This window comes from Paenibacillus sp. SEL3, assembly GCF_054602585.1.
The window spans coordinates 6,154,925-6,172,273 of the sequence record NZ_CM137725.1; the positions used below are offsets into that span (position 1 = coordinate 6,154,925).

Sequence of the window (17,349 nt, forward strand, 5' to 3'; positions counted from 1 at the left end):
GGGACGAAGTTATGGATAATTTGATGAAAAGAATAGAATCTCTTTCTCCAGAAAAAAGAAAGCTATTTGAGACGATGCTAAAAGAAAAAGGAAAAGATGTTTCAAAATATACGCCAAATGCCTTTTCTGGAATACCTTCTGCCAGAGAGCAGGAATTTTACCCTATGTCATCTGCCCAGAAAAGGCTGTATATACTAAACGAGCTTGAAGGAGCAGGTACTGCATATAACATGCCAGGCGTCGTACTGCTGGAAGGAAACATTGATGCAGTACGCTTCGAACAGGCATTCAAGGAGCTAGTAAAAAGACATGAGGCTCTGCGCACATCATTTCATATGGTTGAGGGTGAACCAGTACAAAAGGTTCATGATTACGTGGATTTCAGTATTACGTACCTGGAACTGGATGAAGAAAAAGCAGCAGAAATAGTCAAAGAATTCATAACGCCCTTTGATCTTAGCCAAGTTCCATTACTGAGAGTAGGACTTGTAAAAACGAACGAAGACAGGCGTGTTATGATGTTTGACATGCACCACATAGTATCAGATGGTATATCAGTCAATATACTTATGAGTGAGTTTTTGGATTTGTACCAAGGGAAGACCCTTTTGCCACTACGGATACAGTACAAGGATTTTTCTGTATGGCAGAAGGAGATGTTTGCCGGAGACTCAATAAAGAAGCAGGAAGAATACTGGCTCCAGACATTTAAGGGTGATATACCGGTACTGGATATGCCTACTGACTATCCAAGACCGGCGGTACAAAGTTTTGAAGGAGATGCTGTAAGCTTTGAAATAAACCCTGAACTTTCAGTCAAACTAAATAAGCTTGCAACAGATAATGGAGCTACCTTATACATGGTACTGATGGCTGCATATAACGTACTCCTGTCCAGATACACTGGACAGGAAGACATCATAGTTGGAAGTCCTGTAGCCGGAAGGCCCCATGCTGACCTGCAGGGTATCATTGGTATGTTTATAAATACCTTGGCCATAAGGAACTATCCTGAGGGAGAAAAGACCTTCGTCCAATTCTTGCAGGAAGTAAGGGAAAATGCGTTTTTGGCTTTTGAAAATCAGAACTACCAGTTTGAAGAACTTGTAGAAAAACTTAATCTCATGAGGGACATGAGCAGGAATCCTCTTTTTGACACTATGTTTGCACTGCGCACTTCAAACAAGACAGAATTTGCAGCATCGGGTATAAACTTCAAACAATACAACAACTGGCTGGAAGGCAGAAAGGCAAAATTTGACCTTATGCTTGAAGTGGTAGAGGGTCAAGAAGGTATAACATTTAACCTTGAATATTGTACCAGGCTGTTTAAGAAGGAGACAATAAAAAGGTTTGGAACCCATTACATTTCCGTTCTTGAAGAGATAACGGCATGCCCTGAAAAAAGGTTGTGGGAAATTGATGTACTGTTACAGGAAGAAAAACAGCAAATCCTATATACCTTTAACGCTACAGAGGCACAGTATCCTAAAAACAAGACTATCCATCAGCTTTTTGAAGAGCAGGCAGAGAAGAACCCTGATCATGTAGCTGTGGTATTTGAGGGTAAAAAGCTTACATATAGTGAACTCAATAAAAAATCAAATGGGTTGGCCCATGTATTAAGGGCTAAAGGAGTCAAACCGGACAGTATCGTAGGTATTCTGGCAGAACGCTCACTTGAGATGATAGTAGCAATCCTAGGGGTATTAAAAGCAGGAGGGGCATATCTTCCCATAGATCCAGATTATCCTGAGGAAAGAATAAGTCATATGCTGGAAGACAGCCGGGCAGTGATCCTGTTGACCCAATCACATTTTATAGACAAATATACATCAATAGGTACAGTAATAAATTTAGAAGATGAGCAGGAATATTCAGATGAACAATATAACTTATCGGAGGTAAATAAACCTTCCGATCTAGCTTACTTAATATATACCTCAGGCTCTACAGGTAAACCCAAAGGGGCAATGATAGAGCATAGAAACATAGTAAGGCTGTTATTTAACAGTAAAATGCAGTTTGATTTTAACGAAAATGATGTATGGACTATGTTTCATTCTATGAGTTTCGATTTTTCCGTATGGGAGATGTACGGGGCGTTGTTATATGGGGGCAGATTGGTGGTAGTTCCTAAAATGACAGCACGCAGCAATGTAGAGTATCTGAGACTTCTAAGGAATGAGAAGGTGACCGTATTAAATCAGACACCTTCAGCCTTCTATAATATAGCCAATGAAGAAGTATCATATGAAGAAAAAGAACTTAAGATAAGATATGTCATATTCGGAGGGGAAGCATTAAAGCCTGCATTGTTGAAGGAATGGAGAAAGAAGTACCCGCAGACTAGACTCATCAATATGTATGGAATAACCGAGACAACAGTGCATGTCACATATAAAGAGATAGAAGAGGAAGAAATTAGATCTAATGTGAGCAGCATAGGAAGGCCTATACCAACCCTTACAACATATGTAATGGATAAGAACATGAAAGTTGTTCCCATTGGAGTAGCCGGAGAGCTTTGTGTAGGAGGAGACGGAGTTTGCAGAGGATTTCTTGGAAGACCGGTGCTTACAAAGGAAAAGTTCGTTCAAAATCCGTACAAGCCGGAAGAGAGGTTATATAGATCTGGAGACCTGGTCCGGTTATTATCTGATGGAGAAATGGAATACCTGGGTAGAATAGACCACCAGGTAAAGATAAGAGGCTTTAGGATAGAGCTTGGTGAAATAGAAGCACAACTGCTAAAGCATCCTTCAATTGAGGAATCTTTGGTGATTGCAAAGGAAGACCATCAGGGCAGTAAATACCTGTGTGCATATATAGCGGGAGAAAATGAGCTGACAATATCAGAACTAAGGGAGCATCTCTTAAAAGAACTGCCCGAATACATGGTACCATCATACTTTGTGCAGCTTGAAAAAATGCCATTGACAGCTAATGGCAAGATAGACAGGAAGGCATTGCCTGAACCCGAAGGTAATATAAATACGGGAATAGAGTATGAAGCGCCTATAGGCGAATTTGAAGAGAAGCTTGCACTGATTTGGCAAGACATCCTTGGAATTAAGAAGATAGGAAGAAATGACAACTTCTTTATGTTAGGTGGACACTCTTTAAAGGCTACAAGCCTTGTAGCGAGAATTCACAAAGAGTTCAATATAGACATGCCTCTTAAGGAAATATTTAAGGCTCCAATTATAGCGGAAATAGCAAGGTATATGAAGGAAGCAAAGGAGAGTATATATCAATCCATCCAAACTGCTAAAGAGATGGAATACTACCCTATGTCATCAGCCCAAAGAAGGCTGTATATATTAAATCAATTTGAAGGAGCAGGGACAGCATACAATATGCCAGGCAGCTTGCTGGTTGAAGGCAGTATTGATCTGGAGCTTTTTCAGAAGACCTTCCAACAGCTTATAAATAGGCATGAGACCCTTCGAACATCTTTCCATTTCATAGAGGGTGAACCCGTCCAGAAGATCAATGATCCTGTGGGTTTTAGTGTAGTGTATCTAGAATCTGACGAAGAAAAAGTGGGGGAAATCGTAAAAGAATTTATAAAGCCGTTTGATCTTGGAATTGCTCCGCTGCTAAGAGTAGGCCTTGTGAAAACGGGAAAAGACAAGCATGTCATGATGTTTGACATGCACCATATCATATCTGACGGTACGTCCATGGATATACTGGTACATGAGTTCATGGATATGTATGGAGGAAATAACCCTTCTTCCCTCCGTATACAGTACAAGGACTATTCTGTTTGGCAGAAGGAACTATTTGCTGGGGACAAAATAAAGAAGCAGGAGGAATACTGGCTCCAGGAATTTAATGGAGAAATTCCTGTGCTGAATATGCCAGTAGATTACCAAAGGCCTGCGGTTCAAAGCTTTGACGGAGGTTTTATCCGTTTTGAAGCAGGCAGTGAGCTTACGGGAAAACTTATTAAGCTTGCAAGGGATAATGGGGCTACTCTTTACATGACATTGCTTGCTTCATACAACATACTGCTGTCTAAGTATACGGGGCAGGAAGATATTATAGTGGGAAGCCCTATAGCTGGAAGACCTCATACAGATTTACAAGACATAATAGGTATGTTTGTAAATACTTTAGCCATGAGGAACTATCCCCAGGGAGAAAAGACCTTTGCTGAGTTTCTAAAGGAAGTAAGGGAAAACTCTATAAGGGCTTATGAAAATCAGGACTACCAGTTTGAAGAACTGGTGGAAAAGCTTAATGTAAAGAGGAATATGAGCAGGAATCCTCTTTTTGATACTATGTTTGTATTGCAAAATACCGGCTCATCAGAATTGAAGATAGATAGGCTTAAGTTTATACCCTATACAAATGAATTTAGAATATCCAAATTTGACTTGACATTAAATGCTCGGGAAACCCAGGAAGGTATTGCATTTGATTTGGAATATGCCACAAGGCTGTTCAAGAAAGAGACTGTAGAAAGGTTTGCAGCCCATTACCTTAATGTTCTGGAAGAGATAACGGTTTATCCTGGAAAAAGGTTGTCAGAAATTGATATGCTTTCACAGGAAGAAAAGCAGAAAATACTATATGACTTTAACGATACAAAGGTCCGGTATCCTAAGGATAAGACTATACATCAACTGTTTGAAGAGCAGGTAGAAAAGACACCCAATAATATTGCTGTAGTGTTTGAAGATAAACAGCTGACTTATAAGGAAGTAAACGAAAAGGCAAACCAACTGGCCAGAAAATTAAGAGAAAAGGGAATAAAACCTGATAGTGTAGTGGGAATTATGGTAGAACGTTCCCCGGAAATGATCATAGGGATCATGGCTGTCCTAAAAGCTGGGGGGGCTTATTTACCCATAGCTCCTGAATACCCTGAAGACAGGATCCAGTTTATGCTTGATGACAGTGGCAGCCAAATTATTCTGATACAGGATAAATTTATAAATGCTAAAGGTAGTTACAGAAATGCTGAATTTATTAGCATAGAAAATCAGGAACTATTTACTGGGGATGTATCAAATCCAAAGTTAATTAGTAAACCTGAAAACTTGGCTTATGTAATATATACATCCGGTTCTACCGGCAAACCCAAAGGGGTAATGATAGAGAACTACTCCGTAATCAACCGGATCAACTGGATGCAGAAGCAATACCCGATAGCTGAAGGTGATGTGATCCTGCAGAAAACTCCCTATACCTTTGACGTATCGGTATGGGAATTATTGTGGTGGAGCTTTACTGGGGCCAAAGTCTGCCTGCTGATACCGGGAGGAGAAAAAAATCCGGAAGAAATCGTGAAGGCAATCGAAAAAAATAAAGTTACCACAATGCACTTTGTACCATCCATGTTGAGTGTATTTTTAGAGTATGTAGAGGAAAAGGGGATAATAGAGGAAATAGCAAGCTTAAAGCAGGTATTTGCCAGTGGAGAAGCACTGAACCTGAAGCAAGTAGAAAAGTTCAACAAGCTGCTGTACAAAGAAAAAGGAACAAGCCTGCATAACCTGTACGGACCAACAGAAGCAACAGTAGATGTATCCTACTTTGGCTGCTCTACGGAAGAAGAATTGGAGCTTGTACCAATAGGAAAGCCCATAGATAACATTAAGTTGTATGTTGTCAGTAAGGAAAAGGGCCTGCAGCCGATAGGAGTAGCGGGAGAACTATGCATAGCAGGGGATGGACTGGCAAGAGGGTACTTGAACAGACCGGAACTTACAGAAGAAAAATTCGCAGCAAACCCATTCGCACCGGGTGAAAGGATGTACAGGACAGGTGACCTGGCAAGGTGGCTGCCTGACGGCAACCTAGAATATCTGGGCAGGATCGACCATCAGGTAAAGATAAGAGGCTACAGGATAGAACTGGGTGAAATAGAGAACCGGTTATTAAAGCATGAAGCAATAAAAGAAGCGGTGGTATTGGACAAAGAAGGAGCTGACGGAAATAAGTATCTTTGTGGATACGTCGTACCGGATCAAGAAATAACCGTACAGGGGATGAGGGAACACTTGTCAAAAGAGCTCCCGGACTACATGATCCCTTCCTACTTTGTGCGGATGGAAAAGCTGCCATTGACCCCTAATGGAAAAATAGACAGGAAAGCATTGCCTGTGCTCGATAGCAATGTTAATACCGGCGTAGAATACGTAGTACCTTCGGGAGAAATAGAGGAGAAACTTGCGCTGTTGTGGCGGGATATCCTTGGAATAGAGAAGGTAGGAAGAAATGATAACTTTTTTATGCTTGGGGGACACTCGTTAAAGGCAACAAGCCTTGTAGCAAGAATTCACAAAGAGTTCAATGTAGACATACCTCTTAAGGAAATATTCAAGACACCAACCATCTTAGAAATTGCCAGATATATTAAAGACTCAAAGGAGAGCCTATATCAGTCAATCCAACCGGCAGGAGAAATGGAATACTACCCTATGTCATCTGCACAAAGAAGGCTGTATATACTAAACCAGCTTGAAGGGGCAGGGACAGCATACAACATGCCTGGTATTATGCTGCTGGAAGGAAGCATTGATACAGCGCGTTTCCAGGAAGTCTTCAGGCAGTTGGTAAAAAGGCATGAGACTCTTAGAACATCGTTCCACATGATCGATGGTAACCCGGTCCAGAAGGTTCATGACCATGTGGAATTCAGCGTGATGTACTTTGAAACTAACGAAGAAAAAGCCGCAGAGTATGCTGGGGAATTTGCCAGACCTTTTGATCTTGGCAAGGCTCCTCTGCTAAGGGTAGAGCTTGTAAAAACGGGAGAAGACAGGCATCTTATGATGTTTGATATGCATCACATTATATCCGATGGTGTCTCCATGGACATACTGATTCGTGAGTTTATGGATCTTTATGAAGGAAACAACCCTCCAGCACTTCGGATACAGTACAAGGACTACGCTGTATGGCAGAATAAACTGTTTGATGAGGGCGGAATTAGCAGCCAGGAGGAATACTGGCTCCAAGCATTCCAGGGAGAAATACCTGTACTGAATATGCCGCTAGACTATCCAAGGCCTGTAATACAAAGCTTTGAAGGGGATTTTTTTAGCTTTGAAGCAGGCAGTGAGCTTACGAATAAATTAAACAAGCTTGCAAGGGATAATGGGGCTACGCTTTACATGACACTGCTCGCGGCATACAACATATTGCTGTCTAAGCACACCGGACAGGAAGACATAATCGTTGGAAGCCCTATAGCCGGAAGGCCACATTCAGACCTGCAGGATATCCTTGGTATGTTTGTAAATACCTTGGCTATGAGAAATTACCCCAAGGGAGATAGTACCTTTGTAGAATTCTTGAATGAAGTAAGAGAAAACGCTCTAAGGGCTTATGACAATCAGGATTACCAATTTGAAGAACTGGTTGAGAAGCTTAACTTGAAGAGGGACATGAGCAGAAACCCACTGTTTGATACTATGTTTACCATGCAAAATGCCTCTAAGGTAGAATTTGCAGTACCTGGTATAAGCTTCAGACCTTTTAATAACGGGCTAGAGTATAGAATATCAAAATTTGACCTATCCATTGATGCAATAGAGCGTGAAGATGGTATGGCTTTTAGCTTTGAATATTGTACTCGGCTTTTCAAAAAAGAGACTATAAAAAGGTTGGCGGCTCATTACCTTAACGTGTTGGAAGAGATAACCGCAAATCCGTTTAAAAGGTTGTCGGAAATAAATATGTTGTCCCAGGAGGAAAAACAGCAAATAATCTATGGCTTCAATGATACAAAAGTAGAATATCCTAAGGATAAGACCATACAAGAGCTATTTGAAGAACAAGTGGAAAAGACGCCTGATAACATAGCAGTAGTATTTGAAGATAAATACTTGACTTACGGAGAACTTAATGAAAAGGCCAATCAACTGGCTTGGATCTTAAGGGACAAGGGATTAAAACCTGACAGTGTAGTAGCTATAATGGTAGACCGGTCCATAGAAATGATAATAGGTGTAATTGCTGTATTTAAAGCAGGAGGCGCGTATTTACCCATAGACACCGAATATCCTGAAGAACGAATCAGATATATGATCGATGACAGCTTGGCTGGAATTATTCTTACGCAAGAACATCATAAAGAAAAAATTAAATTTGATCTTGATATTATAAGCTTTGATGACTGTGTGAATTACAACGGGAGAACAGAAAATCTTCCTGTCATTAATAAATCTTGTAATTTAGCATATGTCATTTATACATCAGGAACCACAGGAAAGCCAAAGGGGATCATGATAGAGCATAGAAGTCTTGTCAACATATCTTACGCATGGAAAAAGGAATATAGGCTTGCGGATATGGATGTAAAGCTGTTGCAAATCGCAAGTTTTTCTTTTGATGTATTTGTGGGAGATGTTTCGAGAACGCTGCTCAACGGAGGCCAAATGGTTATTTGTTCATCCGAGGAGAGATACGATCCTGCACGATTATATTCACTTATTAAAACCCATAAAATAACCATCTTTGAATCCACACCGGCACTGATTATTCCTCTTATGGATTATATCCATGATAATGCTTTGATTATTGATAGCCTCAAGTTGCTTATACTTGGATCAGATACTCTCTCTGTGGAAGATTATGAAAGATTACAATCCTGGTATGGAGAGAAACTGCGGGTTGTTAATAGCTATGGGGTTACTGAGTCCACCATAGATTCCAGTTATTACGAAAAGAGACTGGGAAGCTATTTGGAATCCGGGAGTGTACCTATCGGAAAGCCAATGCAAAATATAAAATACTACGTTGTTGACAAACACTTGAGACCTCAGCCTACAGGGGTTTTGGGTGAGTTGTGCATAGGGGGAGAAGGGCTTGCAAGGGGATATCTAAACCGGCCCGAACTGACAGCTGAAAAATTTGTACCTAACCCGTTTATACCAGGGGAAAGGATGTATCGTACAGGGGATCTGGCCAGATGGCTGTCTGATGGGAATATGGAATTTTTAGGAAGAGTAGATCATCAGGTAAAGATAAGGGGATTTAGAATAGAGCTGGGGGAAATAGAAGCACAACTGCTAAAGCACGTTTCAATAAAGGAAGCAGTGGTTATTGCAAGGGAAGATCAGAAGGGAAACAAGTATCTGTGTGCCTATGTGGCAGGGGAAAATGAATTAACAATAGCAGAACTAAGGGGACATCTCTTAAAGGACCTTCCAGACTATATGATACCATCCTATTTTATGCAGTTAAAAAAGCTGCCGCTGACTCCCAATGGCAAAATAGATAGGAAGGCATTGCCCGAACCTGACGGCAATATCGATGCTGGAATAGAGTATGTCGCACCCTTGGGTGAAGTGGAGGAGAAACTTGCGGGGTTGTGGCAGGATATCCTTAGTATAGAGAAAGTGGGAAGAAACGACAATTTCTTTGAGCTGGGGGGACATTCCTTAAGGGCAGCAAATCTTATTGCCAGGATTCACAAAGAGTTCAATGTAAACATACCGCTTAAAGAAATATTTAAGAGCCCAAATATGTCTGAAGTTGCCGAGTGCATCAAGATTGCAAAGGAGAGTGTATTTCATTCTATTGGGCCGGCTGGGGAGATGGAGTACTATCCAATTTCATCCGCCCAGAAAAGGCTGTATATTCTAAACCAGCTTGACGCAGTTGGGATGGCATACAACATGCCTGGTATTATGCTAATTGAAGGCAAACTCGATAAACTGCGCTTTGAACAGGCTTTTAGGGAGCTTGTTGACAGACATGAGTCTTTCCGTACCTCATTCCATATGATAGATGGTAAACCGGTACAAAAGGTCCATAGCAATGTGGATTTTAGTGTTATGTATATGGAAACCGATGAGGAAAGAGCTGCGAAAATAGCCAGTGAATTTATTAGGACCTTTGACCTTGATGAGGCTCCTTTACTTAGGGTTGGGCTTATAAAAGTTGGAGAAGACAGATATATTATGATGTTTGATAAGCACCATATTATATCTGACGGGGTGTCTGACGACATACTGGTAAGAGAATTTATGAGCCTGTATGAAGGTAAGGAACTTCCGGAACTTAAGATTCAGTACAAGGATTTTTCCGTATGGCAGAACAGGCTGTTTGCTGATGGGACAATTAGTAAGCAGGAAGAATACTGGCTCCAAGTATTCAAAGGAGAAATTCCTTTGCTTAATATGCCGCTAGACTACCCTAGGCCAGCTATACAGAGTTTTGAGGGAGATGTGATCAGTTTCAAAGCAGGCAAGGAGCTTGCTGTTAAACTGAACAAACTTGCAGTGAATAATGGTGCCACGCTCTACATGGTACTTTTAGCTTCATACAATGTCCTTTTATCCAAGTACACCGGACAGGAAGATATTATAGTTGGAAGTCCCGTTGCAGGAAGGCCGCATACTGATCTTCAGGACGTTATTGGTATGTTTGTAAACACGCTAGCCATGAGGAATCACCCTCAAGGTGGAAAGACTTTTGTGGACTTCCTTAATGAAGTAAGAGAAAACTCCTTAAGGGCTTACGAAAACCAAGATTACCAATTTGAAGAACTGGTAGATAAGCTTAACCTGGAAAGGGATCTGGGTAGAAATCCACTTTTCGATACTATGTTTGTACTGCAAAATATCGAGGCATCAGAAGTGAAGATGGATGGGCTAAGGTTTATGCCCTATGACAGTGAAGTAAGAATATCCAAGTTTGACTTGACTTTAAACGCTGAGGAAACAGAGGACGGTATTGCATTTGAATTGGAGTATGCTACCAGGTTGTTTAAGAAAGAGTCAGTTATAAGGCTTATTGCCCATTACCTTAATGTATTGGAAGAGGCAGCAGCCTTTCCTGAAAAAAGGCTATTAGAAATTGATATGCTGTCACAAGACGAAAAACATCAAATATTATATGAATTTAATAATACAAAAGCAGGATACCCTCGGGAAAAGACCATCCATCAGATTTTTGAGGAACAGGTGGAACGGACACCCAATAATATTGCTGTAGTGTTTGAAGATAAACAGCTGACTTATAGGGAGCTAAACGAAAAGGCAAACCAACTGGCCAGAAAATTAAGAGAAAAGGGAATAAAACCTGATAGTGTAGTGGGAATTATGGTAGAACGTTCCCCGGAAATGATCATAGGGATCATGGCTGTCCTAAAAGCTGGGGGGGCTTATTTACCCATAGCTCCTGAATACCCTGAAGACAGGATCCAGTTTATGCTTGATGACAGTGGCAGCCAAATTATTCTGATACAGGATAAATTTATAAATGCTAAAGGTAGTTACAGAAATGCTGAATTTATTAGCATAGAAAATCAGGAACTATTTACTGGGGATGTATCAAATCCAAAGTTAATTAGTAAACCTGAAAACTTGGCTTATGTAATATATACATCCGGTTCTACCGGCAAACCCAAAGGGGTAATGATAGAGAACTACTCCGTAATCAACCGGATCAACTGGATGCAGAAGCAATACCCGATAGCTGAAGGTGATGTGATCCTGCAGAAAACTCCCTATACCTTTGACGTATCGGTATGGGAATTATTGTGGTGGAGCTTTACTGGGGCCAAAGTCTGCCTGCTGATACCGGGAGGAGAAAAAAATCCGGAAGAAATCGTGAAGGCAATCGAAAAAAATAAAGTTACCACAATGCACTTTGTACCATCCATGTTGAGTGTATTTTTAGAGTATGTAGAAGAAAAGGGGATAATAGAGGAAATAGCAAGCTTAAAGCAGGTATTTGCCAGTGGAGAAGCACTGAACCTGAAGCAAGTAGAAAAGTTCAACAAGCTGCTGTACAAAGAAAAAGGAACAAGCCTGCATAACCTGTACGGGCCAACAGAAGCAACAGTAGATGTATCCTACTTTGGCTGCTCCACGGAAGAAGAATTGGAGCTTGTACCAATAGGAAAGCCCATAGATAACATTAAGTTATATGTTGTGAGTAAGGAAAAAGGCCTGCAGCCGATAGGAGTAGCGGGAGAACTATGTATAGCAGGGGATGGACTGGCAAGAGGGTACTTGAACAGACCGGAACTTACAGAAGAAAAATTCGCAGCAAACCCATTCGCACCGGGTGAAAGGATGTACAGGACAGGTGACCTGGCAAGGTGGCTGCCTGACGGCAACCTAGAATATCTGGGCAGGATCGACCATCAGGTAAAGATAAGAGGCTACAGGATAGAACTGGGTGAAATAGAGAACCGGTTATTAAAGCATGAAGCAATAAAAGAAGCGGTGGTATTGGACAAAGAAGGAGCTGACGGAAATAAGTATCTTTGTGGATACGTCGTACCGGATCAAGAAATAACCGTACAGGGGATGAGGGAACACTTGTCAAAAGAGCTCCCGGACTACATGATCCCTTCCTACTTTGTGCGGATGGAAAAGCTGCCATTGACCCCTAATGGAAAAATAGACAGGAAAGCATTGCCCGAGCCTGACGGAAGTATGAGTACGGGAACAGAATATGTAGCGCCGCGGAATGAAGTGGAAGAGAAACTGGTTGAAATATGGCAGGAAGTGCTTGGAGCAAAACAGGTAGGAATAAGGGACAACTTCTTTAAAATAGGCGGAGATTCTATACGTGCAATATCATTAGTCAGCACAATATGCAAAAAGTTGGATATAAACATCCAAATCAGGGATATATACATGAATCCTGATATTGAGAGATTGTCTGCATTCTTAAAAGTAAAAGATACGGAAGCTTTTAACAGTAAGATGGGTAAAGCAAGGGAAGAACTGGAGTTATTTAAACAGCGAATATTGATGAATGAAACTCTCTCAGAAAAGTTACCTTCGGACATGGAAGATATATATCCGATGAGTCACATAGAGCTGGGTATGATTTATCATTCCAAAAAAGACTATGAAAATGCAGTTTATCATGACCAATTTGCATTTCATCTGAATGACAAAGACTTTGATTTCCCAGCATTTAAAGAAGCGATGCTTCTAATGACGTCAAAACATGATATTTTAAGGACGGTTTTTAATTTAGAGGATTTTGAAACTCCTGTGCAAATTGTTTACAAGGGCAGTAGTCTTGATATTGAGCAGATAGATATCATGAATTTTAGCAGGACAGGGCAGGTTGAGTATATAAACAAATATTTGGAAAATGACAGAGCGAATCCGTTTGATATATCAAAGCCCCTTTGGAGGATAAGAATATTCAAACTTGACGCAAACCATATTTGTCTGGTTCTGATATTCCACCATGCTATCCTGGATGGCTGGAGTGTTGCTTCATTGATTACGGAAGTTTCAAACCTATACTCTAAGCTTAAGCAAGAAAAAGATTATATACCAACACGGCTTAAATGCAGCTATAAAGATTATATAGCAGACCAAATGACAATTAAGGACAACCAGGAAGTAATTAATTATTGGAGAGAGGAATTAAGTGAATATAAAAGGTTGAATATGCCTGCAAATATTCATGGAAAAACAAAAAAATCTTATAAAGTAGACCATGTAACACGTCATTTAAGTCAGGAATTTTTAGGTGATTTAAGAAGTACTGCCAGAAGATATGATGTAAGCTTAAAGACACTTTGCTTTGCTGCATACACTTATATGCTCAATATGCTTTCATACGAGGATGACTTTGTCGTAGGTTTGGTAGAAAATAACAGACCTGTATGCGAAGATGGAGATAAGATGCTGGGGTGCTTCTTAAATACGGTTCCCGTCAAAATGTGTTTTGATAAAATCGCTATATGGGAGGAATTGATAAAAGTTGCAGAAAAGAAATTAATAAACTTAAAGCTTTATGGAAGACTGCCTTTATTTGAGATCATAAATATCCTGGGCGGAAAAGAAAACAAAGAGGAAAATCCTTTATTTGATACCATATTCAATTATGTGGATTTTCATATATATAACGAGATAATAAACAAAGAAATCGGTGATGTTAAAGATAGAATTTCAGTTGATGAATATGAAGCAACCAATACAAGTCTTGACTTTACAGTAAGTAATACATTCGATGATCTTAATATAAGCTTGATCTACTCGGACAAAGTATTGGAAAGAAAACAGGCAGAAAAGTGTATAGACTATTTTATTAATATTTTAAATATGTTTATCCATAACCCCAAAGGGTCAGTTGACAAGCTTATTATATTAAGTCATGAAGAAAGAAAGCAGTTGCTGATAGACTTTAATGATACTAAGAAAGACTATCCGCAGGACAAAACCATACATGAGCTGTTTGCTGAGCAGGTGGAAAGGACACCTGACAACATAGCTGTGGTATATGAAGACAAGCACTTGACTTACAGGGAATTGAACGGAAAGGCAAATCATTTGGCCAGAGTATTGAGGAACAAAGGGGTAAAGCCTGACCGTATTGTAGGAATTATGGCCGAACGTTCATTTGAGATGATTGTGGGGATATTTGCCATATTGAAAGCTGGAGGGGCGTATCTGCCGATAGATCCTAATTATCCTGATACAAGGATAAAGTATTTGTTGGACGATAGTGGTTCCCAGATCCTTTTGACCTCCAGGACCTTTATGGAAAATAAGCAGATTGATGCGGATATTATATATCTGGAGGAAGAATATTTAAATGAAGAGAACTCAAAGCTTGAAAATGTAAACAAACCCTCGGACCTTGCGTACGTCATTTATACATCAGGTTCGACAGGGAAGCCCAAAGGTGGAATGATTGAGCATACTAGCGTTGTAAACATAATTACAGCCCTCCAGGCCATGTATCCGCTTAAAGCGGAAGACGCTTTTCTATTTAAAACAACTTATACCTTTGACGTATCCGTAGCTGAGATATTTGGCTGGTTCCTCAACGGAGGAAAGCTTGTAATATCACGCCAAGGTGTGGAAAAGGAAGCTATGGAGTTAGTAGAGGTAATAAACAAGCATAAGATAACCCATGTAAACTTTGTACCATCAATGCTGAATATAATGGTACAAACTTTAAAAGATAATGGTATAAAACTGCCATCAACTCTCAGGTATATTTTTGCTGCTGGAGAAGCGCTGCCCAAAAAGCTTGTCCATGAGCTTTTCGATGTCTCAGAGAACACATCTCTGGAAAATATCTATGGGCCTACAGAGTCCACGATATATGCAGCGGGTTACAGTATAACAAAGAAAATAGCAGAAGAACTTATAACAGTACCTATAGGGAAAGCTTTACAGAATGTATACCTTTATATACTGGACAAGCACAACCAATTAACTCCTGTAGGAGTGGCCGGTGAACTTGTGATAGGTGGAAGCGGTCTTGCAAGGGGCTATTTGAATAGACCTGAACTGACAGCAGAAAAATTTGTACCTAACCCGTTTATTCCCGGCGAAAAAGTGTACCGCACAGGGGACTTAGTAAGGCGGCTTCCTGATGGGAACATCGAATTCATGGGCAGGATCGACCACCAGGTAAAGATAAGAGGCTTTAGAATAGAGCTTGGAGAAATTGAAGCACATCTGGTGAAGCACACTGCTATTAAGGAAGCAGTGGTTATTGCAAAGGAAGAGCAGCAAGGGAAGAAGTACCTGTGTGCATATATTGTAGGGGAAAATGAATTGACCATTTCCGAGCTAAGGGAGCATCTCTTAAACGAACTACCTGACTACATGGTACCAGCATATTTCATGCAGCTGGAACAGCTGCCATTTAATGCCAACGGTAAAATTGATCGGAAAGCATTGCCTGAACCACAGGGGAATATTAATACCGGAGTAGAGCATGTAGTTCCTAGAAACGAAAGAGAAGAAATACTGGCCAAAGTATGGGAAGACGTACTAAAAACTGAAAACATCGGGGTAAAAGATAATTTCTTCAGCCTTGGAGGAGACTCAATAAAAGCCATACAGGTAATGTCGCGTCTTAACGTCCATGGGCTAAAGCTCGAAATGCGGGACTTATTCAAACATCCTGTAATTGAGGAACTCGTCGAATATATACAATCTACAAGCCGAAGAATTCATCAAGGCCCGGTAGAAGGCATAGTACCGATAACACCTATACAAAGATGGTTGTATAAACAAGACAGCAAGGATATCCATCATTTTAATCAGGAAATAATGATATATGGGCGTAACGGATTTGAAGAAGCTATTATTCGAAAAGTATTGTCAAAGCTTGTAGAGCACCACGATATTTTTAGAACAGTGGTAAAAATAGAGGATCAAAATATACTCCAATACAACAAAAACCTTGAAGGTGAACATTTTTCATTGGAAATTGTAGACCTTAGGGACAGCTATAATTACCGGGAAAAAATAGAGCTGGAAGCGTCGAGGATTCAGAGGAGCATGGACTTGTATAACGGTCCTTTAGTTAAGGTTGGTCTGTTTAAGACTAAAGAAGGGGACCACCTGCTAATAGCTATTCACCACCTTGTAGTTGATGGGGTATCGTGGAGAATCATACTGGAAGATTTGGACATAGGATACAGACAGGCGCTAAACAATGATGAAATAAAATTCAGCAACAAGACCGACTCTTTCAAAGATTGGGCACAGAGGCTTGATGAGTATGCCAATAGCCCTGAACTATTAAAAGAAATAAATTACTGGACCAATTTGGAAAAAACTGAAACAATACCGCTTCCAAAAGACCGAGAGATTGAAGAAAGAAGGTATATGAATAACAATAGCGTCAAGATCGAGCTGAGTATTGAAGAGACTGAGAAGATGCTAAAGCGGGTAAACCATGCTTATAACACAGAAGTAAACGACATATTGCTTACCGCCTTGGGATTAGCAGTGAGGGAATGGACCGGAAATGATAAGGTTCTGATCAGTCTGGAGGGGCACGGCAGGGAGGAAATCATTAAAGACATTGACATAAGCAGGACCGTGGGATGGTTCACCACCCAGTATCCCGTGGTGTTAGATGTCAGCGGACAACTCGATATTTCCCGCATGATCAAATCGGTAAAAGAAAACATCAGGCAGATACCTAACAAAGGGATAGGTTACGGCATACTAAAATATCTTACCTTGCCGGAAAACAAAGCCGATTTAAATTTTAATCTAAACCCTGAAATAAGCTTCAATTACCTCGGTCAATTCAACCAGGATAATGTAGACAATTTATTTGGAGTGTCTGATATTCCTGCCGGAGAGTCTACAGGACCAAACTATAAAAGTGAGTATTGTATTGATATTAACGGCGGAACTGTAGAAGGCGGGAAGCTGGAATTAAACTTTAGCTACAACCAGGGCGAGTATGAGAAGAGTACTATTGAAGGGGTAGCGGTGAGTTTTAAAAAGCATTTAGTAAACATAATAACCCATTGTGCAGAAATGGACTATTCAGAAGCTACACTCAGTGATTTTACAGTAGACGATCTGAATATGGATGAGTTTGAAGACGTATTGAATAACTTCGAATAAAAAGAGTTTGTATTTAAGG

General features: G+C 40.4%; 1 protein-coding gene. It reads left to right on the top strand.

Going from position 1 to position 17,349, the window contains the following annotated elements; translation table 11 throughout:
• The first annotated feature begins 11 nt into the window (after positions 1 to 11).
• Positions 12 to 17,330 carry a non-ribosomal peptide synthase/polyketide synthase gene (locus ACYCS5_RS27835; RefSeq protein ID WP_459760475.1) on the top strand — a complete coding sequence of 5,773 codons (17,319 nt, stop codon included), beginning with the start codon at positions 12 to 14 and terminating at the stop codon, positions 17,328 to 17,330.
• Positions 17,331 to 17,349: the final 19 nt, after the last annotated feature.